We start from the raw sequence: 21,034 nt of genomic DNA, 5'->3' as shown, positions 1-21,034 counted from the left end.
ATGGCCGTCATGACGGGGGAGGGGGACGGCGTATGTCCTCGGCGGGCAAGAGCGCGGGCGCGGGCAAGGGCGCGGGCGGTACAGGCGGCACGGGAGGTACGGGCGGGGGCTCGGGCGCGGGGCATGTCCAGGGGGTCGTGGAGCGGGTGCCGACCCGGGACGGGCGCACGCTGCATGCGATGGTCCTCGCGGGCCCTTCGGGGACGGAAGCCGGCGCGGTGCCCACGGTGGTCTTCGAGGCGGGCGCCGCGGCGACGCGTTCCTCCTGGGCGCTGGTGCAGCCCCTCGTGGCCGAGGCGGCGCGGGCCGTCGTCTACGACCGGGCCGGGCTCGGCCTCAGCCCCGCCGACCCGGGCCCCCGTACGCTGCCCCGCATGGCCGAGGACCTGGCCGACCTGCTCGACCACTTCGGCCCGGGTCCGTACATCCTGGTGGGCCACAGCGCGGGCGGCCCACTGGTCCGCCTTGCCGCGGCGGGGCTCAAGGCGGCCGGCCACCCCGACCGGGTCCGCGCCCTGGTCCTGGTCGACCCCACCGACGAGGGCACCGGCCTCCTCTTCCGCCCCCTGTTCCGCCGAGCGGAGCGCGCCACCATCGCCGTAACTCTCCTGCTGGCCCGCGTCGGCCTGCTCCGCTTCCTCTTCGGGTGGCTGGCCAAGGCCCTGCCGGAGGACGCGCGCCGCGACCTGCTGGCCGACGGCCTCGCCCCCGGTGTCATCCGTACCCAGCGCGCCCAGTCCCGTACATACCTGGATGACGTGGCGGCGTTCCGTACCGCACCGCCCGATGTGACCGGCATCCCGGTCACCGTCATCTCGGGCGCCCTCCCCGGCTCCGGCATCTCCCGGGCCACCCGCCGGGCCATCAACCGTGCCCACGCCGCGTCGGCGGCGGCCGCCTCCCCGGGGCGCCATGTGATCGCCGAGCAGTCGGGCCATTACATCCCGGTCACCGAGCCGGAGTTGGTGGCCGAGGAGATCCGCCGGCTGGTGTGAGCCCCGTACTCCGGGAGCGCGATGTCCCCCGCCTTGGCGAACTGCGCGGCCATCAGGTTCCGCATCGGCCAGCGGGTCATCGACCGCATCGAGAGGTCGCGCACCCGGATGCCGAGCCGCCCCGAGGGCGCGTATCCGGCGGCGCCGCCGGGCGGCATCCGCTGGGCCTGGTCCACGTACGGGCGCATCACGGCGTCGTAGCGCCGGAAGGCGGCGGCGTGGTCGCCCCCGGCGCCGAGTTCACCGGCGAGTTCACCGGCGAGGACATAGGCGCCGACCAGGGCGAGGCTGGTGCCGAGGCCGGTCAGCGGCGTGGCGCAGTAACCGGCGTCGCCGAGCAGCGCGACCCGGCCGCGCGACCAACTGTCCAGACGGACCTGGCCCATGGAGTCGAACAGGAAGTCCGGGGCGGCGCGCATCGCCCGCAGCAGGGCCGGCGCCTCCCAGCCGACGCGGGCGAAGCGCCGGGCCACGATGTCCTGCTGGGCGGCGATGTCGCGGCGGTCGTAGGCGATCGGCGGCGAGCGGAAGCTGAAGCCGGCCTTGATCTCGCCGGGGGCCCGGCCGGGCCGGGCGGAGGCGACCAGACCGCCGGGCGCGTTGTGCATCAGGTACCAGCCGTCGAGGTCCAGCTCGCCGTGGGCGGTGAACCAGGCCGTGTAGAGGCCGATGGGGTGGACGAACTCCCGTTCCGGCCCGAAGGCCAGCGTACGGACGACGGAGTGCGGCCCGTCCGCGCCGACGACGAGCGCGAACCGGCGCGGCGCGGCCTTCTCGAAGGTGACGGTGACCGCGCCGGTGCTGCCGCTGGCTGTGTCCTGTTCGATGTCCTGCTCGATGCGGGTGATGGTGTCGTCGAAGAGGTACTCGGTGTCCGGCAGGGTGGCCTCGTACAGGAGACGGGCGAGGTCGCCCCGGAGGATCTCGATCTCGGAGACGATGCCCTCGCCGCCGAAGCTGTCGGCGGGCATCCGCGCGGTGGTCCGGCCGGCGGAGTCGACCAGCGCGAGGCCGCGCTGGTCGACGCTCTCGGCCCTGGCCCGGTCCAGCAGGCCCATGCGTTCGACGACGGTACGCCCGGCGCCGCGCAGATCGACGGTCTGCCCGCCGGGGCGGGGCGCGGGTGCGCGTTCGACGACGGTGACCGCGAAGCCGTACCTGCGTAGCCAGTACGCCAGGGCGGGCCCCGCGATTCCGGCGCCGCTGATGAGTATCGCGTTGCTCGCCTCGTTGTTCGCCTTGGTGTTCATCATGGCGTGAGCGTACGCCGTACGCATACCCCGAGCAAGCGCGATTTCCTCCCTCTTCCCTACGTTTCAACGACTCCGGCGACGCCACTGCACTAGTACAGTGCGACTGGGGAGGGCGCGCAAGAACGGGATCACCCGGTGTCGGGGCTAGGATGAGGCCCCCTCAGGTGCACTAGTACGGATGGTGTCGGGGATGGAGGGACGCCGGTGAGCGGACGGGCGGTGCCGCGCTACAGCCAGATCGTCGCGGAGCTGCGGCAGCGGATCGAGACGGGCGAACTGGCCCCGGGGGACCGCGTGCCCTCCACCCGTGAGATCACCCGGCGGTGGGGCGTCGCGATGGCGACCGCGAGCAAGGTGCTCGCCGAGCTGCGCCGCGAGGACCTGGTCCGAGCGGTCCCGGGCGTCGGCACAGTAGTAGCGCCTCCGCCTCCACCCTCACCCCCACCCCCACCCCCACCCCCAACTCCACCGTCACCCCCTGCCCCAGCCCTCGCCCCAGCCCCTGCCCCCGCCCCGGCCCGCCGGCCGCGCACCGCCCGCCCGGGCGCCCCCGGGCGGCCCCCCGCCTCCCCGCCCCCGACAGCGGGCACCCCCTCGGCGCTGACGCTCGGCCGGATCGTGGAAGCCGCCGTGGAGGTCGCCGACGCGGAGGGGCTGGCGGCCGTCTCGATGCGCCGGGTGGCCGCCGATCTCGGGGTGGCGACCATGTCGCTGTACCGGCATGTGGCCGACAAGGACGACCTGTTGACGCGGATGCTGGACAGCGTCATGGCCCGGCACCCGCTGCCGCCCGACCCGCCGGAGGGGTGGCGGGAGGCGGCCGAGCTGGCGACGCGGCAGCTCTGGGAGGTGTTCCGCCGCCACCCCTGGCTCGCGCCCGCCCTCTCGATGACCCGGCCTCAGATGATCGCCTCGGCGCTCCCGTACAGCGAGTGGATGCTCACCGTCCTGCACGCGCGCGGGCTCGACCTGCACTCCGCCTTCACCGCGCACCTCGCGCTGCTCAACTACGCCCGGGGCATCGCCTTCAACCTGGAGACGGAGCGGGAGGCCGAGGCGGAGAGCGGCCTCGACAGCGAGGAGTGGATGGACCACCAGGAACCCGCGCTCCTGGAGATCCTGGGCACCGGCCGGTTCCCCGCGCTCTCCCGGCTCGCCGCGACGGGGTACGACTTCGACCTGGACGCCCTCTTCGAGTTCGGCCTCCAGCGCCTCCTGGACGGCCTCGCCGCGTCACCGGAGGGCGACGGTCACGACGTACGAGACGGTGGACCACCCTCCTAGCGGCAGCCCCGAGAAGGTCAAGGAAATGCCAATCCGGATCCAAGGAGGACCCAAGAAGCACTCAAGCAGGACCCAAGGATCTGGGACCGGAATGCGGCATACCGGGCCCCAGGGCCCATGCCGGGCGGGATTTATCGACATAGCCTTCTGGACATGTCAGCAACGGGTATGGGGGTCCCCGGAGTTGGGGAGTCTGACGTAACGGTGGGGGCCGGCGGGGGCCGGCTGGGGATGCCGAGGACACTGCGGACGGCATCGGTTCTGATCGCTTTACTGTTCGGCGCGACAGTGCTGGGCACGGCCGGGGCGCTGGCCATGGCGGCGTCGGCGGACACGGTCGACGGCGCGCTGCTGGGCCTGCTCACGTACGCGTCGGCGCCCGGCGTGGCCGGGCTGGTGCTCGCCCGGAAGGCGTGGACCGGCGGGGTGTGGGTGCGACGGTCGCTGCTGGGGGTCCAGGCGTGGCTCGTAGTAGGCGCGTTGGGAACCCTGGGGCAGGGGTCGGGGCGGGGCCTGACGCAGTTGGTGCTGCCCGTCGCGGTGATCGTGCTGCTGTGCAGGCGGCCGTCGCGCGAGTGGTTCCGGCTGCCGGAGCCGGAGCGGGCGCAGCGCCGCCCCTTCCGTCTCCCGCACATGATCAAGTGGCGCAGGGACGGGGGCCAGACCGCCACCGAATACCTGGGCCTGGTCCTCGTGGTCACCGCGATCATCGCGGGCCTGGTCGGCAGCGGCATAGGCGGCCGGATCGGCGGCGGCCTGCGAGCCGCGGTCTGCGAACTCTCCGGCACCGCATGCGCGGAGGAGGGCCCCGTAGCCGCCAACGCCGACACGAGCCCGAGCGCCCGCCCCGACCCGGACGCGGCGGACGCGCCCGAGGCCGCCAGGGGCGACCAGGCCGACACGGGCGGCACCGGCGGCACCGGCGGAACCGAAGAGACAAACGGAACGAGCGGCGGAACCGAGGGCGCGAACGGCACCGGCGGCACCGGCGGGACCGGCGGGACCGGTGGGTCAGGAATCGACCACAGTGCCGACGGCGCGTACGACCCCGGATACGAGCCGGACGTCCGCTACGACCGGAGCGACACCCACGACGACGACGGCGCATACCCTCCCGAACTTCAGGACACCCACGGGGACTACCACGGCGCGGACAGCGAGGAATCCGAGGAGACCGAGGGCGAGGGCGACGGTGACGGGGGCTGTCTCTCCGGCTTCATGGCGGCACTCTCCTGCGGGGGTGACGCGATCGCCAGCGGTGCCGGGTTCGTGGGCGACTACGCGGGCGGGGTGTTCAACGGGGCGATGGAGGACATCCAGGGCGGCCTGGAGTGGTTCCCGGACCCCATAGGAAAAGCGGAGGACACCGTTCGCGGCACCGTGGATCTCGGTGGCCGCCTGTTCGACAACTACGTGAACGGCTGGTCCAGAGTCTTCGACGGTGACATCTGGGGCGGCGGCGCGCAGCTCTTGTGGGGCGGACAGGTCATTGTGCTGGACGACATGTTCGTCGGCGACGAATTCCGCGAAGCGTGGAGCAACGGCGACTATGGCGATGCCCTGGGGAGGGTCGGCTGGAACATCGGCTCCGAACTCATCCCCGGCTATAACGTGTTCCGCCTGTTCGACAGGTTCTCGGATATCGGCGGCGCGGACCGGCGGACCCCCGACGAGGCTCCCAACGAGGTCCCCGACAGCGAACGCAAACCGGATTCCGACGCCGATTCGGATTCCGACGCCGACGTGCCGAGCTGCGCCACGCACAGCTTCCTGCCGGGAACGCCGGTACTCCTCGCCGACGGCTCACGGCTGGCCATCGAGCGGATACCGGTCGGCACCCGGGTGCTGGCGACGGACCCGGTGACGGGGCGGACGGAGGCGCGGGCGGTCGAGCGGGTCATCACCACGTACGACGATGAGGAGTTCACCCGCCTGACGATCGCGACCCGCACGGGCCCGGCCGTCATCACGGCGACCGACACCCACCCGTTCTGGCTGAACGAGGGCGGCCGGAGCCGCTGGGTGAACGCGGGCGAGATCCACCCCGGCGACAACCTGCGGACCCCCGCCGGGGCACCCCTGCGGGTGGCGGCGGTCGACCGCTACACCAAGCAGCGGACCACCCACGATCTGACCGTCAACGGCATCCACACCTACTATGTGCTGGCGAGCGCGACCCCGGTTCTCGTTCATAATTCAGGTGGACTCTGTCCGGAAGTGCTGGACGAGGCCTATAGGTTGGCGATTAAGCCGGAAAAGCTGGAGCATGTGATCGACCCGGAGAAGCATGGCTTCGCCGATCTGGTTGCCCGTTCTGGCGGCCGTGAGCAGGCAATGCGGCGGATCGTGGATAGCCTGGCAGATGTGGATGACCTTCCGGCAGCGGGGAAATTTGAAGTGACGCGCGTCATCGATGGTGAGAGCGTGACCATTCGAGGGGCTGTCGTCAATGGAATCCCGAGGATCGGCACCGCATTCATCCCGGACAAGTTCACTGGAGGCGAATAGATGCGGATTGCCGTTGAGCCGCGGCAACTGACCGCTGAAGAGCGGGCGACGGTTGACCGGGTTCTACAGGTGGATTTTCCGGGAGCGGAAGAACTCCGCCGCCAACTTGATCAGGTTCGAGTGGTGGCGCTATGGGGGACTCATTCTGTGAGCGTTGACCTGCAAGTCACGGGTGACGCTCCTCGCGCCCCTGTTCCGAACGGAGTTGTGCCGGTGACGTGCACGGTCCTTGATGAAGGAGGCGAGCTTTTTGGCGAAATCATCCTGTGGGTTGAATCAGGAAGGCTGGCCGCCCTCGAATACGCCTGGTACGGCGATCTGCCCCCCACCACACTTCCGGAAGTGGAACGGATGATCACGTCATAGAACCTGAAGGCGTGCGGGGAAGCCCTGTCGGCATCTCTGACCGCCAATGCCACCGCGTGTCCGATGGCGGAGGCGGGCGACGTCAGCCAGCGGCGGCGGGTACGTCGAAGAGCGGGATCCGGTGTGGGGTCCCGCCCTTCGGCTTGCGTGTTCGGCGAGAGGCGGCCGGGCTGGCGGCCCGGCGCCTCCTCCTCGGCGCCGCGCCGGGCAACGGCCAGGCCACCCGTGGCAGGGTCGATCTCGCCAACGCCCCCGCACCTTCTCTACCGGGCGCCCCGCGAGACCGCTTCTGGAGGCCGGGGCAATGGTGCCGTAACCCCCGGCCCAGCAGCCCAGAACGCGGGAAGATCGTCATCTGTGGCTGGAGTACTAGGCTGGCGCCATGAGTGACGGGCTTGCTCACGAGGAAAGCATCTTCATCAACTTTCGACGCTATGTCACGGATCCGAAGGAGCACGGGTTTCGGTGGGTCGACATCAAGCGGTTCCGCTCCTCCGTGGAGTCCGTTGACGACAGAGGGCTGCTCGCCGCACTGATCGGGCATGAGCAGTTCCGGGACGACTATGCGGGTGGTGGAGTGCTGCCGGACGGGCGCAGGCACGGTCCGTATTGGCTGCGGTTGATCACTCCCGACCTGTTCGAGCCCATCGCCCGGGGGAAGGCCGCACACACCCTACGGGAGTGGGTGGATCCGTGCTGGGAAGTACCCACCGAACTGGAGGCAGACCTGCGGCGTGAGGTGTTCGCTTGCCTGGCCGGGGCCGATGGCCTCTACTACCTCAGCGAGCTCGGTGAGGAGGCGATTCATGACTGGGGGCGCGTGCACGGCTCCTTCCACGAGTTCGTTCTCATCGACCGCTCGGCCTGGCGGATCACGCTCATCGTCGCCGCCGACGACTGAGGCCGCCATCGGCGCACCGCCGTGCCGCCGCCGGGGCTGCCGCCGTCCGAGGGGGCGCCTGCGGCAGGAGGGTCGTGGCTGTCCCGGAGGGCAGGGAGAGCGGCATGGTTGATGACGGGAGCGTGGACTTCATCCTGCCCCGGGGGGCGACAGGCTTCTTCGTGCCGCAGCGCGGTGCGCTTCCGGGAACTGACCTGCGAGCGTTCCGGACCGCGCTGTACGCCGCCGCGCGCGTCGCCGAAGGCGAGGTGGGCGAGGTGGAGGAGCAGGCGTACCCCCGGACCTTCCACATCGCCTCGGTCGTCCATCGCACGGACGAGAGCGTGATCCTCTGTCACGCCCACCACCCCTGGATCGCCTTCGCTCGCGAACGCCGGGACTGGTACCGGGAGGAGTTCCGCTCCGCTCCACCATGGGCGCATACCTTCACGGAGACGGGCTTCGTGGTTCTGAGCCGCGAGCAACTCGCCACGCCCCTCTCCGGCGTGGACACTTCCGTTCTCACTCGGAGCGAGTGGCGTCAGGTTCGCCTCTACGGCATCACCACATTAGGCGGAGTGCTCTTCAACGCATGGGATTGATGATCACAGCCTGACCATGGGCCATCGTTCGATCCCCGCCGTTCGATCCCCGCCGTTCGATCTCCGAGCTGTCGCGGTATGCCGGGGCCTCCCTGCCCCGGCTGCCTCGTCGGCCCGCCGCCTCGTCGGGCCCGCCAGGTCAGGGGCGATATGTTCAGCGAAGTTCATGGGGTGTTTGCGTACCGATCGGGTAAAAGGTCTGTCGGTGTCGTGGTGACGCGCGTAGAAAGCTGTTCATGCACATTTCCACGCACAAGCCCAAGCACAAGCAGAAGCGCATCGCGGGCGTCGCCGCGACCGGTGTCGCCGCCGTCGCCGTTGCCGGTCTCGCCCTGTACGGCACCGGGGTGGCCACCGCCGGTCAGCCCACCGCCGGCCAGAACTCCGCCGCCGCCCAGGCGTCCGCCGGCAAGGACGTCAAGGAGCCGCAGAACATCGGCCTCCTGGTCCAGCAGATCGACGCGTACTACGGCGCCACGCCGGACGCCGACGGCGTGTACCAGGCGTCGCCCACCAGCCCGTACGCCAAGGACCTCGCCCGCATCGAGGCCGACGCCAAGAAGTACATCGACCGCGCCGCCCAGCAGGCGAAGAACGGCAAGGGCGGGCAGGGCGGGCAGCACGGCAAGCAGGTGAAGCCCGCCGTCGTCTTCGACATCGACGACACGCTGCTGCTCAGCTTCGACTACGAGCGCAAGACCAACTACACGTACAACTCGGCCACCTGGGCCGAGTACGTCGCGAAGGCCGACCGCCCGGCCGTCTTCGGCACCCCCGACCTGGTCAAGTACGCCAAGAGCAAGGGCGTCGAGGTCTTCTACAACTCGGGCCTGACCGAGGCGCAGCGCTCCGCCGCCGTCACGAACCTGAAGAAGGTCGGCGCGGACATCAACCTCGACGCCGGCCACATGTTCCTCAAGGACGCGGCCAACCCGCCCGCCTACCTGAAGGACTGCGCCACCGCGGGCGCCTGGAAGTGCACCACCGTGCAGTACAAGTCCGGCACCCGCAAGCACATCGAGTCCCTGGGCTACGACATCATCGCCAACTTCGGCGACCAGCAGTCCGACCTCGACGGCGGCTACGCGAACAAGACGTTCAAGATCCCGAACCCGACCTACTTCGTCGGCTAGGACGGCAGGAGCTGGGGCGAAAGCACCGCAGGGGGGGGCGGGGTCGGCAAGACCCCGCCCCCCTGTTCGGGTGCTGGTGCTTCAATGCTCGCGTGACTGTGAAAGACATCGACGTCCTCAGCGTCTTCTGCGGGGCCGACGGCCGGTACGGCAATACCCTCGGCGTCATCCGTGAGGGCGGCCACCATCCGGACCGGGCGGACAGGGCGGCGCTGGCCGCCCGGCTCGCGTACAGCGAGACCGTGTTCGTCGACGACCCGGACACCGGCGTCCTCGACATATACCGCGAAGGGCTCCGGCTCCCCTTCGCGGGGCATCCGCTGGTCGGCGCCGCGTGGCTGCTCGATCTGGAGACCGTGAACCCGCCGGCCGGGGAGGTCTGGGTGCGCCAGGACGGCGAGTTCACCTGGATCACCGCCCGTCCGGAGTGGGCGCCGGCGACCACGCTGGTCCAGTACGGGTCCGCTGGTGAGGTCGATGCGCTGGAAGCGCCGGGAGAAGGGGACGGGGGCGGTGACGGGGCGGAGGACGGGTGGCTGTATGCCTGGGCCTGGGAGGACGAGGCCGCGGGGCGGGTCAGGGCGCGGGCCTTCTGGCGGCGGGGAGATGGTGAAGCGGCGGACGCCTCATCGGAGGACGAGGCCACCGGTGCCGCCGCCCTGCTGCTCACCGCCAGGCTGGGGCGTGCGCTCAACATCGTCCAGGGGCGGGGCTCGCAGCTCATCACGGCGCCCGGTCCCGACGGGACGGTCGAGATCGGGGGGCGGGTCCGGCTGCTCTCCCGCCGTTGAGGGGTACGGCGACGGACAGGCCGCCCTTCGGGGCCGTACCCCTTATCGGTGGGAGGTCACGGCGTCAGGAGGTCACGCGGTCAGGCGGCGTACCGCCGCGAGGAAGGTGTCGACGTCGCGCTCGGTGGTGGAGAAGGACGTGACGAAGCGGCAGACGCCCGGCTCCCAGCGGTCGTGGTAGAAGGCGAACCCCTCGGCCAGGAGCTGGTCCACGACCGGCCGGGGGAGGCGGCAGAAGAGGATGTTGGCCTCGGCCGTGTGCACCAGTTCGGCGCCGGGCAGGGCCTTGAGGCCGGTGCCCAGGCGTTCGGCCATCGCGTTGGCGTGGGCGGCGTTCCGCAGCCAGAGTCCGTCGGTGAGGTAGGCGTCCAGCTGCGCGGAGTGGAAGCGGGTCTTCGCGGTGAGCTGGCCCGCCCGCTTGGCCCGGAAGGAGAGCTCCCGGGTGAGCGAGCGGTCGAAGACGACGACGGCGTCGGCCGTCATGCCCCCGTTCTTCGTCGCCCCGAAGGAGAGGACGTCCACCCCGGCCCGCCAGGTCAGTTCGGCCGGGGTGCACCCCAGCGCGGCCACGGCGTTGGCGAAGCGGGCCCCGTCCATGTGGACCCGTAGCCCGGCGTCCTTGGCGGTACGGGCCAGGGCGCGGACCTGGCCGGGGGTGTAGAGGGCGCCGGTCTCGGTGGCCTGGGAGAGGCTGAGCGCGGAAGGCTGCACGCTGTGCACGTCACCGGCCTTCCGGGTCGCGGCGGCCCGCAGCGCCTCGGGGTCGATACGGGCGTCGTCGCCGGGCAGCGGAACGAGTTTGGCGCCGCCCGTGAAGAACTCCGGGGCGCCGCACTCGTCGGTGTTGACGTGGCTGTCGCGGTGGCAGAGCACGCTCCCCCAGGGCGGGGTGAGGGCGGCCAGGCTCAGGGCGTTGGCGGCGGAGCCGGTGGAGACGGGCAGGATGTCGACATCGCGCTCGAAGATCTCGGCGAAGCGGGCGCGGGCGGACGCGGTGTGACGGTCGGCGCCGTACGGCAGGTCCTGGCCGCCGGCCGCCGCGGCGACGGCCCGGACGATCTCGGGGGAGACCCCCGCGGTGTTGTCGCTGGTGAATATCGGAGGGGTGGGGGAGGGGGTGGTGACGGGGGCCGTGGGCATGTTCCGGGGTGTCCTTCAGTGGCGGCGAGGGGGGGCGGTGAGGGGGCGGTGAGGGCGGCGAGGGGGGCGTTCAGCTGATGATGGGGGAGGCGATGACGACCGTGACGTCCGCCGCCTCGGGGCCCGTGCGGTAGAGGTGCGGGCTGTCCCCGGCGAAGGCGAGCAGGTCGCCCGCGTGCAGGTCGGCCGGGGCGTCGGCGGGGCCTGCGGTGAGGCGGCCGGAGGAGACGAGCAGGTGCTCGATGGTGCCGGTGGCGTGCGGTACCCCCTCCAGATGGGTGCCGGGCGGCATCCGCAGGCGCCAGATCTCCAGGCTGTTGCCGCTGCTGATACGGCGCAGCAGCTCGCGCCCCACCTCGCCGTCGGCCAGTTCGGTGCCGGGCACGACGACCGGGCCCGGGTCGGTGTCGCGGGCGAGCAGGTCGGTCAGCGGGATGCGCAGGGCGATCGCGAGCGCGTCGAGGGTCTCGATGGTCGGGTTCCCCCGCCCGGCTTCGAGCTGGGAGAGCGTCGCCTTCCCCAGGCCCGCCCTGCGGGCCAGTTCGGCTCCGCTCATCCCGCGCTGCTCCCGGCGTTGCCGGATCTGCGCCCCGACCGCGATCGCGGTACTGCTGGCGGAGCGGCGCTCCCCGGGCGGCGGCGTCACGGGCGCGCCTGGGGGGAGGCCTGCCCGGTGCGCGTGGCGTACACGGTGTGCGGGGCATGTGTGGTGTGCGGGGCATGCGGGGCATGCGTGGTACGCGGGGTGCGCGGGGTGTGCGTGGCGCTGTAGGAGACGCGGATGCGGCCCTTCTTGACCTTCAGCGTCGGCAGCACCACCTCCGCGAGGTCGCCCAGGCTCCGTACATGCGTGCCGCCGCACGGGGCCGCGTGCAGTTCCCCCAGCCGTACGACGCGGCGCTTCTCGGCGTCGTACTCCCAGGTCACCGGCAGGTTCTCGGCGACGGCCCGGGCGATCTCCGTGCGGAGCGCCCCGGTGGCCTCCTCCCGGCCCTCCGGGGTGTCCAGGCGGGGGTCGGGGCACGGCGCGGTGAACTCGATCCTGGCCTGGCCGGGGAAGTGGATGTTCGCGGCGAGCGACCAGCCCTGCGCCCGCCCGGCCGCCTCGATCAGGTGGCCGGCCGTGTGCAGGGCGGCGTGCGCGGTGCGCAGCGGCAGGTCGATACGGACATCGACCGGCTGCCCGACCGAGAGAGCCGAGAGAGCCGAGAGGGCGGGGAAAGCCGGGAGGGCCGGGCGGGCCGGCGGCGCCTCGTCACCGGAGGCGACGGCCACGACCAGGCCGGAGCCGTGGTCCCGTACCGGGGTGATCTCGTGTCCCGCCACCCACCCCCGGTCGGCGGGCTGGCCCCCGCCCTGCGGATGGAACAGGCAGTGCTCCACCGCGACCCAGGGCGCGCCGTCGCGCTCGCCGGTGGCGACGACCTGGGTACGGGCCGCTTCCTCGTACGTATCCGCGTAATAGGCGAGTACCTGCATGACACCCTCACTGGGTCGGATGAGCGAACTTCACGTTCACTATAACGAACGAGTGAGGGTGGCCGCTTACGTACGTGTGCATGTGCGTGCCTGCGTGCGTACCTCCGTGCCTGCCGCGCGGGTGCGCGCTTACGTGTCTGCGCGCCTGTGCGCCTGCGCGCCTGCGCGCCTACGCGCTCAGCGGGAACTCCGCGCCCAGCTCGCGGAAGACCGCCCCGTTGAACTCGAACGCGCGCTTGCACTCGTCCACGATCCGCTGCTTCTCCAGGTCGTCCGCCGCGACCGCGTCCAGCAGCTCCCGGTATCCGCGCTTGAAGGCGGCCGGGTTGGAGATCGACTCGAAGACGTAGAACCGTACGCCGTCGCTCTTGTGGGCGAAGCCCCACGTCTTTTCCGCCTTGTCGCGGATGATCTGGCCGCCCGACAGGTCGCCCAGGTAGCGCGTGTAGTGGTGGGCCACGAAACCGCCGGGCCACTCGCGCGCGCACTCCTCGACCCGGGCGGCGTACGCGGCGGTCGCGGGGAGCGGGGTCAGCCCCGTACGCCACTCGGCGCCGCGCAGGAACGCCAGGTCGCGTTCGAGCTCCGGTGTGCGGGCCAGCTCGCTCTGGATGAAGGGGCCGGCGACCGGGTCGTCCCGCAGGGTCTCCGAGGCGCCTTCGAGCGCGCGGTACACGAACCAGAGCTGCTCGGTGTAGCGGGTGAACGCGTCCACCCCGAGCCGGCCGCCGAGCAGGTCGCTCATGAACGACGAGGTCTCCGCTTCCGTGTGCTGCTGGTGCGAGGCGACCCGGATCAGCGTGGAGAAGGGGGTGGTGCCGGGGGCGGCGGTGGCGTTTGCGTCCAAGGTGGGCCTCCGGGGCCGAGGGGACGGACAGGGCGCGTACTACGCTCAGATACTCTTACTTAGGCTTACCTAAGTCAATGGGTTCCCGACGCCCTGTCGGTAAAAACGCTACCCGATCACCGCCGCCCGGCAACCTCGCGCGAAATCGGGCAGGCGTCTCCGGCGTCTCCGGTGCCTCAGATGTCTCCGGTGCCTCAGGTGCCTCAGGTGCCTCAGGTATCTCAGGGGAGGGTGAGGATCTCCGCGCCCGCGTCCGTCACCACGAGCGTGTGCTCGAACTGGGCGGTCCGCTTCCGGTCCTTCGTCACCACGGTCCAGCCGTCCGCCCACATGTCGTGCTCGTACGTGCCGAGGGTGAGCATCGGCTCGATGGTGAAGGTCATGCCGGACTCGATGACGGTGGTGGCGTGCGGGCTGTCGTAATGCGGGATGATCAGGCCCGAGTGGAACGACGAGTTGATGCCGTGCCCGGTGAAGTCCCGGACCACGCCGTACCCGAAGCGCTTGGCGTACGACTCGATGACCCGCCCGATCACATTGATCCGGCGCCCCGGCCGTACCGCCTTGATGGCGCGGGCCAGCGCCTCGCGCGTCCGGTCGACGAGCAGCTTCGACTCCTCGTCGACATTGCCGCAGAGGTAGGTGGCGTTGGTGTCGCCGTGCACCCCGTTGATGTACGCCGTCACATCCAGGTTGACGATGTCGCCGTCCTGGAGCACGGTCGAGTCCGGGATGCCGTGGCAGATGACCTCGTTGACCGAGGTGCAGAGGGACTTGGGGAAGCCGCGGTAACCGAGCGTCGAGGGGTACGCGCCGTGGTCGCACATGAACGTGTGCGCGACCTGGTCCAGCTCGTCCGTCGTCACGCCCGGCGCGATGTGCTTCGCGGCCTCCTCCATCGCCTGCGCGGCGATCCGCCCGGCGATCCGCATCAGTTCGACCGTCTCGGCGGTCTGCACCTCGGGGCCGGTGTACGGGGTGGGGGCGGGCTTCCCCACGTACTCGGGACGCCGGATCCTGCCGGGGACGGAACGGGTGGGAGAGATCTCCCCTGGTACGAGAATCGACTGGCCTGACATGTCGGCGAGTCTATGCGGCGGGCGCGGGGGCGTGGGGGGTGAGGAGGGGCGGGGGGCGGGTAAGTGGGGCAGCATGACGGCAGAGGAAGGAGCCGGAGATGGCCCTGTTCAAGAAGCGCACCGTCGGCAAGCCCGGTGAGTGGTACTACTGCCTGCGGCACCAGAAGGTCGAGGAGGGCCCCGAGTGCCCCGCCAAGGACCGCTTCGGGCCTTACGCCACCCCGCAGGAGGCGGGGGAGGCGATGGCGACGGCGCGGGAACGGAACCTGGAGTGGGAGACGGACCCGCGCTGGCACGACGCCTCGAAGCGGGGGCCGGGGGAACAGGGGACGCGGGAGGGGCAGGGCGGCTGAGCCCGGGGCGCGGGTGCGGGTGGTGCGGGCCCGGTGCCGGGTTCAGGCGATGGTGGCCTCCGGTGTCGGGTCCGGATCCGGGTCCGGGTCCGCGTCCCGCCCCGTACCCGGGCCCGAGGCGCCCGGTGCCGTCGCCGCCTCCTTCTGGGCGCGGCGGCGGAGCGCGTCCGGGTCCGTGTCGGCGTCGTACGTCACCAGCTTCGGCAGGACCGCCGCCAGCAGCCCCACCGTCGCGACGCAGGCCAGCCCGCCGCTCCAGATCGCCGGCCTGGTCCCGGTCCAGCCGGCCATCGCGCCCGCGCGGACCTGGCCCAACTGCGGGCCGATGCTGTACGAGAGCACCTCGATGCCCGCGAGCCTGCCGCGCAGCTCGTCCGGGATCGTCTGGTTCCAGATGGTGGAGCGGCCCAGGCCGCTCAGCGTGTCGCCCATGCCGGCGAGCGCCAGGCAGGCCAGCACCAGCCAGATATTCGAGAACCACCCCGCCGCCATGATCGCCAGCCCCCACCCGGTCGCGCCGAAGACGACGAAGAGGCCGTGCCGCCGCACCCGGGAGGTCCAGCCGCTGGTCGCGCTGAGGACCACGGAGCCGACCGCGCCCGCCGCGTACATCAGGCCGAGCGCCCAGGGCGCGTCCAGGTCGTCGGCGAGGAACGGGAAGATCGTGTTGGGGAAGGCGAAGAACATGGCGGCCAGGTCGATCGCGTACGTCCCCAGCAATACCGGCCTGCTCCACGCGTACCGCGCGCCCTCCGCGATCCCGCGGAGCGAGGGGCGCCGCGCGTCGTGGGCGGCGGGGGCGGGGGAGAGGCGCAGGCAGAGGAGTACGGAGGCGGCGAAGCCCAGGATCGTACCGGCGTACGCGGTGGCGTGACCGGCGTACGCCACGACGATGCCCGCCACCGACGGGCCCGCGATCGTGCCGAGTTGCCAGCGCGCGGCGTTGAGCGCGGCGGCGGCGGTGAGCTGGTCGTGCGGGACGATCCGGGCCATCAGCGAGTCCAGCGCGGGGCGTTGGAGTCCGGCGAGCGCGGAGACCCCGGCGGCCACGACGTACAGCGGCCACAGCATCGGCTGCGGCAGCAGGGCGTTGAGGAGCAGGACCCCGGCGAGCAGGCCGAGCCCCGCCTCGGTGAGCAGGATGACGCGGCGCCGGTCCACGGCGTCGGCGAGCGCGCCGCCGTACAGCCCGAAGACGATCAGGGGCACCAGCTCCACGGCGCCCATCGCGCCGACGGCCAGGGGGGATCCGGTGAGGTCCTTGATCTGGAGCGGCAGGGCGATCATCGCCATGAAGCTGCCGAACGTCGTCACCAGGCCCTGGATCCACAGCAGCCGGAAGTCGCGGGAGGAGCGGAACGGGGAGAGGTCCGGCAGGAGGGAGCGGAGCGGTGCGATGGTCACGAGAGGCCATGGTGCGTGGCGGGTGCGGGTTACGGCAAGCCGGTATCCGGGGGTCTGCTGTCGTTACGGGGCAGGTCACCAGCGGGCCGGCGGGGGTGCCGTGAGCTGGTCGGCGAGGCGGGAGAGGCGGTCGCGGAAGCGGCGCCGGCCGCGCGCCGGGGGCAGGGCGTTCTCGCCGGTCGCGGCGGCCACCAGGTGCTGGACGCTGTCGAGGTCGAGAGCGAGGCCGAGGTCCGGAACGAGGCGCGGGGCGAGGCCGGCGGCGAGGCGCGGGGCCAGGTCCAGGTCCGGCCCGAGGGCGGCACCTTGAGCCCGAGCCGGAGCCGGAGCCGGGCCCGCGCCGTGGGGCGCTTCGTGGGGTGCTCCCTGGGACGGGCCCTGGGACGGGCCCTGGGACGGGCCGTGGGGCGCTCCGTGGGGCGCTCCGTGGGGCGGAACTGTCCCTTCCGCCCCGTACCTGTCGTCCGCCCCGTCCCCCGCCTCCCCGGTGTTCCCCGCCTCCCCCGGGGCCACCGTCAGCGCGTCGTGGGCGAGGCTCCGTACGTCCGTGTCGCCGTCGTCCAGGGAGAGCACTGTCGCCCCGGCGCGCCGAGCGTCGCGTACCCGTTCCAGCAGCCCGCCGTCCGGGCGCCCCGGCGCCACCAGCAGCAGCGTCTCGCCCCGGCCCGCCGCTTCGAGGCGGGCCAGCCCCACGGCGAGGTGGGCCGGGTCGCCGGGGTGGGTCCGGTGGCGTACGAGGGTGGGGTTCAGCTCGGGCTGGCCGGACCAGGCGGCCTCGTCCACGAGGTGGGCGGCGAGATGCCACGGCTCGTACGCCGCCGTCCCGACCAGCAGCAGACCGCCGCCCTGGGGCACGACGGAGGAGCGCAGCGCGTCCGCGAACCGCCGGGTGGCGGCGGGCCATTCCGTACCGGCGAGGACTTCACGCAGCAGTGCGACGCGTACGGCATCCATGCGCCCGCATCCTGCCGCAGGAGGGCGCGGGGTGTGACCGGTACGGGCGGTTCTCACCCGAACGGGGCTTCCGGAGGGCTTGTTACCGCCCCGTAGAGTTCCTCCATGACCTCAACGGATAGTGGCAACAGCACCCCGGGCCAGTCGGCGGCGAAGCCCGCGGCCAAGGACCCCTGGGACCTCCCCGACGTATCGGGCCTGGTGGTCGGCGTGCTGGGCGGAACGGGTCCGCAGGGCAAGGGGCTCGCGTACCGGCTGGCGCGGGCCGGCCAGAAGGTGATCATCGGGTCGCGCGCGGCGGACCGGGCCGAGGCGGCGGCGGCCGAACTCGGCAACGGCGTCGAGGGCGCGGAGAACGCGGAGTGCGCGCGGCGCGCCGATGTCGTGATCGTCGCGGTGCCGTGGGAGGGGCACGCCAAGACGCTGGAGGCGCTGCGCTCCGCGCTCACGGGGAAGCTGGTCGTCGACTGCGTCAACCCGCTCGGCTTCGACAAGAAGGGCGCGTACGCGCTCAAGCCCGAGGAGGGCAGCGCCGCCGAGCAGGCCGCCGCCCTGCTTCCCGAGTCGCGGGTGACCGCCGCCTTCCACCACCTCTCCGCGGTGCTCCTCCAGGACCCGGCGATCGAGCGCATCGAGACGGATGTGATGGTGCTCGGCGAGGCGCGCGCCGACACGGATGTGGTGCAGGCGCTGGCCGGGCGCATCGAGGGGATGCGCGGGGTCTTCGCGGGGCGGCTGCGCAACGCCCACCAGGTGGAGTCGCTGGTGGCCAACCTGATCTCGGTGAACCGCCGTTACAAGGCCCACGCGGGCCTGCGCGTCACGGACATCTGAACGGACATCTGAACGGACATCTGAACGGACATCTGAGGCGTACGGATACGGGCGGGGTACGGAGCCGGTTCCGGCGGCGGTACGGAGCGGTTCCGGCGGGGTACGGAGCGATTCCGGCGGGGGTACGGAGCGGTCCGTATCCCCCGATAGGGGAGACTGGCCCGTGGAACCCGCCGGCGCTCACCCCGCCCGTACCCGAAGATCCCCGACAGGAGCCGACCCGCATGCCCCGCCTCGCTCTCTACTCCCTCGCCGTCTGTCTGCTGGCGGTGGCCGCCGCCGTGGTCTCCTTCGTCCAGGGCATGTGGCTCGGCGTCGTCTGGGTGCTGATCGCGGGGCTCTCGTCGAACATGGCCTGGTACTACATCCGGAAGGCGAAGGCGGAACAGGCGGTTCAGGGGTCCGCTCAGGAGTCGGCTCAGGAGTAGGCGGCGGTACTTGGCTGCCTCGCCACCTGGCTGCCCCGCCACTCGGCTGCCCCGCTTCCCGACGGGGCCGCTACCCGACGGGCCCGCACACGTAATCCTGCCGCGCGGTCCAGAAGCTGAAGAGGTTCCGCCCGCAGTAGGCGTCGAGGTCCGTGACCCCGAGCGTGCCGAGCAGGGCGTGGATGCCGTCGAAGAACGCGATGTTCACCTCGGGGATGAACAGGATGCCGAAGACGGCCAGCAGCCCGAACGGCGCGAAGGGCTCCACCTGGCGCCTGATCCGCGCGGAGAGCCAGGGCTCGATCACCCCGTACCCGTCGAGCCCCGGCACCGGCAGGAAGTTCAGCAGCGCCGCCGTGACCTGGAGCAGGGCGAGGAAACCGAGCGCGTACCGGAAGGCCGTGGGGACGCCGTCGAGCGCGTCCAGCCAGAACGGGGCGGTGCAGGCGATCGCGAAGAGGACGTTCGTCAGCGGGCCCGCCGCCGAGATCAGGCTGTGCCGCCACCGCCCCCGGATCCGGCCGCGCTCGATGAAGACGGCCCCGCCGGGCAGCCCGATCCCGCCCATGATCACGAAGATCACCGGGAGCACGATGCTGAGCAGGGCGTGCGTGTACTTCAGCGGGTTGAGCGTCAGATAGCCCTTCGCCCCGATCGAGATGTCCCCGCTGTGCAGCGCGGTGCGCGCGTGGGCGTACTCGTGGAGACAGAGCGAGGTGATCCAGGCCCCGGTGGTGAAGAGGAACACCCCGATCCGCGCCCCCGCCCCGAACCCCGTCCACACCGCCCACCCGGACGCGGCGGTGACGGCGACGATCCCGAGGAAGACCGGCGAGATCCGCCGGTCGCTGTGACGGGAGGTGACAGAGGCCATGAAGTGACTCCCCGAGCCGCTGGAACCGCCCGGCGGGGCCCGACCGGTCGGTGAACGGCCGGAGACCACCCCGGCCGTACGGTTCCCGACCGTACCGGCCCCGGCTGTGCTCAGGCCGAGGGAGAGGGGGAGGGAGAGGAAGAGGGGGATGGGGAGGGGGATGGGGCGTGGGGGTGGGCCGGGCTCAGGTAGTGGAGGGTGCTGTCGTCGCAGTGCGGGTGGAGCAGGGTCCGCAGCTCCTCGGCGGCGGTCTTGACGAGATGTCCGTCGCGGGTGGCGGCGACGGTCTCCAGGATGAAGGCGACCCGGGTGGAGTCCTCGGTCACGCGGGTGCGGTGGGCGTCGCGGTGGTTCCAGTGCCGGGTGAGGACACCGGTTGCGTCGGTGTAGACGACCTCGCCGGGCCTGGGGTGCTCCACGGTGCCGGCCTCGCCGAGCGGGGTGAAGGTCTCGCCGCCGTCGGCGTGGCGGATCGCGACCTCGCCGGTGACCTGGTCGAGGTCGAAGGCGCCGGCGGGCAGGCCGTGGCGGACGGAGACGGCGTTGTACGCGTCGACGGCCGGGCTGATCCGGGGCAGGGTGCCCTTCTTGGCCATCCGGCGGCCCAGGGCGTCGACGCTGGGGCGGATACGGCGGGGGTTGGTGCCGAAGGAGCGGTAGGCGGTGTGCCATGCCGCGATACGCGGGTCGTTCTCGTCGGCCGGCGCCCAGGCGCCGTCGGCGAGCCGCCGCTCCAGGTCGGCCAGGGCGGCGTCGGTGGCGGGCCAGGGCTCGCCTCCCCGGAGGCCGGTGGCGATGAGCACGGCGATGAGGGTGTCGGGAAAGCCGGCGGCGACGGCGGGGCTGAGGCTGATACGGAAGGCGCTCATCAGGGTCATCAGGGGGTCTTTCCGGAAGGGAAGCCAGAAGGGGGAGGGAGCGGGAGGGAGAAGGAAGGCGAGAGGGAAGGGGACGGGGCGGGGTGGGACCGGGGGACGGGGCGGGACCGGGGCGGCCGACGGCGGAGCGGGCGCGGGCGCATCCCTTACCATTCGACGGAACGACCGAACCGTACAACGCACCGACCGCCTCTCGTCAACTGAACGACCGCGCGGTGCAGTGCACCGACCTGCCCGGGAGGGTGAAGCGATGGCCGAGACCGAGACCGAGGCGGCGCTCCGGACGCTCGCGCACAACGCCCGTGCGGCCCGGATCCGCGCCGGGCTCTCGCTGGACGAACTCGGCCGCCGCGCCAAGGTCAGCAAGGGCGCCCTGGTGGCGCTGGAGAAGGCCCAGGGCAACCCGAACTTCGCCACCCTGGTCCGGCTCGCCGACACCCTCGGCATCTCGGTGTCCGCGCTGCTGGAGGGGGCGGCCGAGGGGCGTGTCCGGGTCGTCCCGGCCGACGCCGTACGGCCCCTGTGGGCCGGAGAGCGGGGCGGCGAGGCGCGGCTCATGCTGACCACCTCGGGGCCGGCCCCGGTCGAGGTCTGGCGGTGGCGGCTGGAACCGGGCGAGGAGTGCCCGAGCCATCCGCACCAGGCCGGTGTCGTGGAGACCGTCAGTGTCACCGAGGGGCGGATGGTGCTCGTCGTCGACGGCGCCGAGCACGAGGTCGGGGCCGGAGAGACCGCCACGTTCGACGGTGACGTCCCGCACGCCTACCGGGGCGCGGGCACCCGGAGCTGCCACCTGGTGATGACCGTGCACATCCCGCCCGCCCGCGTACCCGACACGCCGAAAACATCTCGCTCGGCGGCGCCGTTCCAGGGAGGGTGGGGGGATGGCCCCGTGGACCCAGTGGACGACGTACGACACCCCTCTCCGTGACCGCCGTGACCGTCACGACCG

21 protein-coding genes and 1 pseudogene are annotated in these 21,034 nt (G+C 71.9%); 12 read left to right on the top strand and 10 right to left on the bottom strand.

Annotation, left to right across the window (positions count from 1 at the left end; translation table 11 throughout):
- Positions 1-32 precede the first annotated feature (32 nt).
- Positions 33-995 (top strand): alpha/beta hydrolase, encoded by a 963-nt coding sequence (locus tag AB0O07_RS12785; protein WP_365631186.1) that lies wholly within the window; start codon positions 33-35, stop codon positions 993-995.
- Here AB0O07_RS12785 and AB0O07_RS12780 read toward each other — a convergent pair.
- Positions 938-2,248, bottom strand: coding sequence for an FAD-dependent monooxygenase (locus tag AB0O07_RS12780; protein ID WP_365631184.1), 1,311 nt, complete (start codon positions 2,246-2,248; stop codon positions 938-940). The two genes, AB0O07_RS12785 and AB0O07_RS12780, sit on opposite strands and share 58 nt — an antisense overlap.
- 204 nt (positions 2,249-2,452) lie before the next feature.
- Between AB0O07_RS12780 and AB0O07_RS12775 the strand changes: the two genes are divergently transcribed.
- From AB0O07_RS12775 to AB0O07_RS12745, 7 genes are all read left to right on the top strand, one after another.
- Positions 2,453-3,532, top strand: coding sequence for a TetR/AcrR family transcriptional regulator C-terminal domain-containing protein (locus AB0O07_RS12775; RefSeq protein WP_365631182.1), 1,080 nt, complete (start codon positions 2,453-2,455; stop codon positions 3,530-3,532).
- A gap of 231 nt (positions 3,533-3,763) precedes the next feature.
- Positions 3,764-6,040: a Hint domain-containing protein gene (locus tag AB0O07_RS12770; protein WP_365631180.1), complete on the top strand. Its 2,277-nt coding sequence runs from the start codon at positions 3,764-3,766 to the stop codon at positions 6,038-6,040.
- Positions 6,041-6,406: a hypothetical protein gene (locus AB0O07_RS12765; RefSeq protein WP_365631179.1), complete on the top strand. Its 366-nt coding sequence runs from the start codon at positions 6,041-6,043 to the stop codon at positions 6,404-6,406.
- A gap of 382 nt (positions 6,407-6,788) precedes the next feature.
- Positions 6,789-7,307: a hypothetical protein gene (locus AB0O07_RS12760; RefSeq protein WP_365631177.1), complete on the top strand. Its 519-nt coding sequence runs from the start codon at positions 6,789-6,791 to the stop codon at positions 7,305-7,307.
- A 104-nt stretch (positions 7,308-7,411) separates the two neighbouring features.
- Positions 7,412-7,888 (top strand): hypothetical protein, encoded by a 477-nt coding sequence (locus tag AB0O07_RS12755; protein WP_365631175.1) that lies wholly within the window; start codon positions 7,412-7,414, stop codon positions 7,886-7,888.
- Between the two features lie 236 nt (positions 7,889-8,124).
- Positions 8,125-9,021 carry an HAD family acid phosphatase gene (locus AB0O07_RS12750; RefSeq protein ID WP_365631173.1) on the top strand — a complete coding sequence of 299 codons (897 nt, stop codon included), beginning with the start codon at positions 8,125-8,127 and terminating at the stop codon, positions 9,019-9,021.
- Between the two features lie 98 nt (positions 9,022-9,119).
- Positions 9,120-9,812, top strand: a complete 693-nt coding sequence (locus tag AB0O07_RS12745; protein ID WP_365631578.1) for a PhzF family phenazine biosynthesis protein — start codon at positions 9,120-9,122, stop codon at positions 9,810-9,812.
- Positions 9,813-9,884: 72 nt separating this feature from the next.
- On the opposite strand, the gene AB0O07_RS12740 is transcribed toward AB0O07_RS12745, so the two are convergent.
- The 5 genes from AB0O07_RS12740 to map all read right to left on the bottom strand — a co-directional run bounded on the left by AB0O07_RS12740 (position 9,885) and on the right by map (position 14,357).
- Complete coding sequence (locus tag AB0O07_RS12740) at positions 9,885-10,952, bottom strand: low specificity L-threonine aldolase (protein ID WP_365631171.1); 1,068 nt, start codon at positions 10,950-10,952, stop codon at positions 9,885-9,887.
- Positions 10,953-11,022: 70 nt separating this feature from the next.
- Positions 11,023-11,598, bottom strand: a complete 576-nt coding sequence (locus AB0O07_RS12735) for an XRE family transcriptional regulator (protein ID WP_365631169.1) — start codon at positions 11,596-11,598, stop codon at positions 11,023-11,025.
- A complete protein-coding gene (locus AB0O07_RS12730; protein ID WP_365631167.1) occupies positions 11,595-12,431 on the bottom strand; it encodes a metal-dependent hydrolase in 837 nt (278 codons plus the stop codon). Before AB0O07_RS12730 ends, AB0O07_RS12735 begins: the two co-directional genes overlap by 4 nt.
- A 169-nt stretch (positions 12,432-12,600) precedes the next feature.
- Positions 12,601-13,278 (bottom strand): biliverdin-producing heme oxygenase, encoded by a 678-nt coding sequence (locus tag AB0O07_RS12725; protein ID WP_365631166.1) that lies wholly within the window; start codon positions 13,276-13,278, stop codon positions 12,601-12,603.
- Between the two features lie 221 nt (positions 13,279-13,499).
- On the bottom strand, positions 13,500-14,357 hold the full coding sequence (map, locus tag AB0O07_RS12720; protein ID WP_365631164.1) for a type I methionyl aminopeptidase: 858 nt from the start codon (positions 14,355-14,357) through the stop codon (positions 13,500-13,502).
- Positions 14,358-14,455: 98 nt separating this feature from the next.
- Here map and AB0O07_RS12715 point away from each other — a divergent pair, with 98 nt between their 5' ends.
- Entirely contained in the window at positions 14,456-14,710 is a 255-nt protein-coding gene (locus AB0O07_RS12715; protein WP_365631162.1) for a hypothetical protein, read from the top strand.
- A 42-nt stretch (positions 14,711-14,752) separates the two neighbouring features.
- Here the strand turns inward: AB0O07_RS12715 and AB0O07_RS12710 are convergent, their stop codons facing one another.
- Positions 14,753-16,108 (bottom strand): MFS transporter, encoded by a 1,356-nt coding sequence (locus AB0O07_RS12710; RefSeq protein WP_365631576.1) that lies wholly within the window; start codon positions 16,106-16,108, stop codon positions 14,753-14,755.
- A 516-nt stretch (positions 16,109-16,624) separates the two neighbouring features.
- Positions 16,625-17,068 (bottom strand): annotated as a pseudogene (locus tag AB0O07_RS12705) (hypothetical protein); the annotation flags it as partial.
- 105 nt (positions 17,069-17,173) lie between these two features.
- On the opposite strand from AB0O07_RS12705, the gene npdG reads away from it, so the two are divergent.
- Together npdG and AB0O07_RS12695 are read left to right on the top strand one after the other, a co-directional pair.
- Entirely contained in the window at positions 17,174-17,902 is a 729-nt protein-coding gene (npdG, locus tag AB0O07_RS12700) for an NADPH-dependent F420 reductase (protein ID WP_365631160.1), read from the top strand.
- A gap of 224 nt (positions 17,903-18,126) precedes the next feature.
- Positions 18,127-18,330, top strand: a complete 204-nt coding sequence (locus AB0O07_RS12695; RefSeq protein WP_365631158.1) for a hypothetical protein — start codon at positions 18,127-18,129, stop codon at positions 18,328-18,330.
- Between the two features lie 70 nt (positions 18,331-18,400).
- On the opposite strand, the gene AB0O07_RS12690 is transcribed toward AB0O07_RS12695, so the two are convergent.
- Both AB0O07_RS12690 and AB0O07_RS12685 read right to left on the bottom strand, forming a co-directional pair.
- Positions 18,401-19,204, bottom strand: coding sequence for a site-2 protease family protein (locus AB0O07_RS12690; protein WP_365631156.1), 804 nt, complete (start codon positions 19,202-19,204; stop codon positions 18,401-18,403).
- Between the two features lie 110 nt (positions 19,205-19,314).
- A complete protein-coding gene (locus AB0O07_RS12685) occupies positions 19,315-20,073 on the bottom strand; it encodes a phenylalanine--tRNA ligase beta subunit-related protein (protein WP_365631574.1) in 759 nt (252 codons plus the stop codon).
- A gap of 259 nt (positions 20,074-20,332) precedes the next feature.
- On the opposite strand from AB0O07_RS12685, the gene AB0O07_RS12680 reads away from it, so the two are divergent.
- Positions 20,333-21,013 carry an XRE family transcriptional regulator gene (locus AB0O07_RS12680; RefSeq protein ID WP_365631154.1) on the top strand — a complete coding sequence of 227 codons (681 nt, stop codon included), beginning with the start codon at positions 20,333-20,335 and terminating at the stop codon, positions 21,011-21,013.
- The last annotated feature ends 21 nt before the right edge of the window (positions 21,014-21,034 follow it).

The sequence above is a fragment of the Streptomyces sp. NPDC093085 genome (genome assembly GCF_040683935.1).
In the GTDB taxonomy this organism is placed as follows: Bacteria; Actinomycetota; Actinomycetes; order Streptomycetales; family Streptomycetaceae; genus Streptomyces.
The sequence above is the reverse complement of the archived record's forward strand: the minus strand, read 5'-3'. Positions and strand labels throughout refer to the sequence as shown.